At 52.4% G+C, this 3,311-nt stretch carries 3 protein-coding genes and 1 pseudogene; 3 read left to right on the top strand and 1 reads right to left on the bottom strand.

The window, feature by feature from the left end; translation table 11 throughout:
• Together BHE85_RS12565 and ppsA are read left to right on the top strand one after the other, a co-directional pair.
• On the top strand, positions 1-331 hold a 331-nt coding region (locus tag BHE85_RS12565; protein ID WP_000321149.1), incomplete at its 5' end, for an integrase core domain-containing protein.
• 149 nt (positions 332-480) lie between these two features.
• Positions 481-2,859, top strand: a complete 2,379-nt coding sequence (gene ppsA, locus BHE85_RS12560) for a phosphoenolpyruvate synthase (RefSeq protein ID WP_000069400.1) — start codon at positions 481-483, stop codon at positions 2,857-2,859.
• Positions 2,860-2,915: 56 nt separating this feature from the next.
• Here the strand turns inward: ppsA and BHE85_RS12555 are convergent.
• Positions 2,916-3,092 (bottom strand): annotated as a pseudogene (locus BHE85_RS12555) (medium-chain fatty-acid--CoA ligase); the annotation flags it as partial.
• A gap of 54 nt (positions 3,093-3,146) precedes the next feature.
• On the opposite strand from BHE85_RS12555, the gene BHE85_RS12550 reads away from it, so the two are divergent.
• Positions 3,147-3,311 (top strand): IS1 family transposase (locus BHE85_RS12550; protein ID WP_047664789.1); only part of this gene is annotated, 165 nt, incomplete at its 3' end.

The following is a 3,311-nucleotide window of genomic DNA, read 5'->3' as shown; positions in this document are numbered from 1 at the left end:
AGTGGAGTGGCTGACGGATAATGGTTCATGCTACCGGGCTAATGAAACACGCCAGTTCGCCCGGATGTTGGGACTTGAACCGAAGAACACGGCGGTGCGGAGTCCGGAGAGTAACGGAATAGCAGAGAGCTTCGTGAAAACGATAAAGCGTGACTACATCAGTATCATGCCCAAACCAGACGGGTTAACGGCAGCAAAGAACCTTGCAGAGGCGTTCGAGCATTATAACGAATGGCATCCGCATAGTGCGCTGGGTTATCGCTCGCCACGGGAATATCTGCGGCAGCGGGCTTGTAATGGGTTAAGTGATAACAGATGTCTGGAAATATAGGGGCAAATCCAGCTGAGATCAGTCTTAAAAAGTAAAAAAATATATTTGCTTGAACGATTCACCGTTTTTTTCATCCGGTTAAATATGCAAAGATAAATGCGCAGAAATGTGTTTCTCAAACCGTTCATTTATCACAAAAGGATTGTTCGATGTCCAACAATGGCTCGTCACCGCTGGTGCTTTGGTACAACCAACTCGGCATGAATGATGTAGACAGGGTTGGGGGCAAAAATGCCTCCCTGGGTGAAATGATTACTAACCTTTCCGGAATGGGCGTTTCCGTTCCGAATGGTTTCGCCACAACCGCCGACGCGTTTAACCAGTTTCTGGACCAAAGCGGCGTAAACCAGCGCATTTATGAACTGCTGGATAAAACGGATATTGACGATGTTACTCAGCTTGCGAAAGCGGGCGCGCAAATCCGCCAGTGGATTATCGACACTCCCTTCCAGCCTGAGCTGGAAAACGCCATCCGCGAAGCCTATGCTCAGCTTTCCGCCGATGACGAAAACGCCTCTTTTGCGGTGCGCTCCTCCGCCACCGCAGAAGATATGCCGGACGCTTCCTTTGCCGGTCAGCAGGAAACCTTCCTCAACGTTCAGGGGTTTGACGCCGTTCTCGTGGCAGTGAAACATGTATTTGCTTCTCTGTTTAACGGTCGCGCCATCTCTTATCGTGTGCACCAGGGTTACGATCACCGTGGCGTGGCGCTCTCCGCCGGTGTTCAGCGGATGGTGCGCTCCGACCTCGCATCTTCTGGCGTGATGTTCTCCATTGATACCGAATCCGGCTTTGACCAGGTGGTGTTTATCACTTCCGCATGGGGCCTTGGTGAGATGGTCGTGCAGGGGGCGGTTAACCCGGATGAGTTTTACGTGCATAAACCGACACTGGCGGCGAATCGCCCGGCTATCGTGCGCCGCACCATGGGGTCGAAAAAAATCCGCATGGTTTACGCGCCGACCCAGGAGCACGGCAAGCAGGTTAAAATCGAAGACGTACCGCAGGAACAGCGTGACATCTTCTCGCTGACCAACGAAGAAGTGCAGGAACTGGCAAAACAGGCCGTACAAATTGAGAAACACTACGGTCGCCCGATGGATATTGAGTGGGCGAAAGATGGCCACACCGGCAAACTGTTCATTGTGCAGGCGCGTCCGGAAACCGTGCGCTCACGCGGTCAGGTCATGGAGCGTTATACGCTGCATTCACAGGGTAAGATTATCGCCGAAGGCCGTGCTATCGGTCATCGCATCGGTGCGGGTCCGGTGAAAGTCATCCATGACATCAGCGAAATGAACCGCATCGAACCTGGTGACGTGCTGGTCACTGACATGACCGACCCGGACTGGGAACCGATCATGAAGAAAGCATCTGCCATAGTCACCAACCGTGGCGGTCGTACCTGTCACGCGGCGATCATCGCTCGTGAACTGGGTATTCCGGCGGTCGTGGGCTGTGGTGATGCAACAGAACGGATGAAAGACGGTGAGAACGTCACTGTTTCTTGTGCCGAAGGTGATACCGGTTACGTCTATGCGGAGTTGCTGGAATTTAGCGTGAAAAGCTCCAGCGTAGAAACCATGCCGGATCTGCCGTTGAAAGTGATGATGAACGTCGGTAACCCGGATCGAGCTTTCGACTTCGCCTGTCTGCCGAACGAAGGCGTGGGACTTGCGCGTCTGGAATTTATCATCAACCGTATGATTGGCGTCCACCCACGCGCACTGCTTGAGTTTGACGATCAGGAACCGCAGTTGCAAAACGAAATCCGCGAGATGATGAAAGGTTTTGATTCTCCGCGTGAATTTTACGTTGGTCGTCTGACTGAAGGGATCGCGACGCTGGGTGCCGCGTTTTATCCGAAGCGCGTCATTGTCCGTCTCTCTGATTTTAAATCGAACGAATATGCCAACCTGGTCGGTGGTGAGCGTTACGAGCCAGATGAAGAGAACCCGATGCTCGGCTTCCGTGGCGCGGGCCGCTATGTTTCCGACAGCTTCCGCGACTGCTTCGCGCTGGAGTGTGAAGCAGTGAAACGTGTGCGCAACGACATGGGGCTGACCAACGTTGAGATCATGATCCCGTTCGTGCGTACCGTAGACCAGGCGAAAGCGGTGGTTGAAGAACTGGCGCGTCAGGGGCTGAAGCGTGGTGAGAACGGGCTGAAAATCATCATGATGTGTGAAATCCCGTCCAACGCCTTGCTGGCCGAGCAGTTCCTCGAATATTTCGACGGCTTCTCAATTGGCTCAAACGACATGACGCAGTTGGCGCTCGGTCTGGATCGTGACTCCGGCGTGGTGTCTGAACTGTTCGATGAGCGCAACGATGCGGTGAAAGCATTGCTGTCGATGGCTATCCGTGCCGCGAAGAAACAGGGCAAATATGTCGGGATTTGCGGTCAGGGTCCGTCCGACCACGAAGATTTTGCCGCATGGTTGATGGAAGAGGGGATCGATAGCCTGTCTCTGAATCCGGACACCGTGGTGCAAACCTGGTTAAGCCTGGCTGAACTGAAGAAATAAAATAAATACCCGGCGGCGTTTTGTCGCCGGGTTTATGTGATCCCCGAAGATGAAACTTATTCAATCTCTTCACAGACATCCTGCGTTAATCGCCGCATAATATCTTTTCTTAACAAAAACTTTTGTATTTTACCTGAGGCAGTGCGCGGTAGTTTTTCGATTACCACGATATGTTCAGGATATTTATATTTTGCGACCCGTTTATGGCTAAAAAAAGCCACCACCTCTTCCAGGTAATGCTGCCAACTTACTGATTTAGTGTATGATGGTGATTTTAAGGTGCTTGCGTGGCTTCCATTTCCATCAGATGTCCTTCCTGCTCCGCTACTGAAGGCGTGGTGCGTAACGGCAAAAGCACTGCCGGACATCAGCGCTATCTCTGCTCTCATTGCCGTAAAACATGGCAACTACAGTTCACTTACACCGCCTCTCAGCCCGGTACGCACCAGAAA

This window comes from Shigella sp. FC1567 (assembly GCF_001743015.1).
GTDB classification, from domain to species: Bacteria; Pseudomonadota; Gammaproteobacteria; order Enterobacterales; family Enterobacteriaceae; genus Escherichia; species Escherichia coli.
The sequence above is the reverse complement of the archived record's forward strand: the minus strand, read 5'-3'. Positions and strand labels throughout refer to the sequence as shown.

Coding starts and splice junctions, on each gene's coding strand:
- ppsA (WP_000069400.1), top strand. CDS start 481: ATGTCCAACAATGGCTCGTCACCGCTGGTGCTTTGGTACAACCAACTC.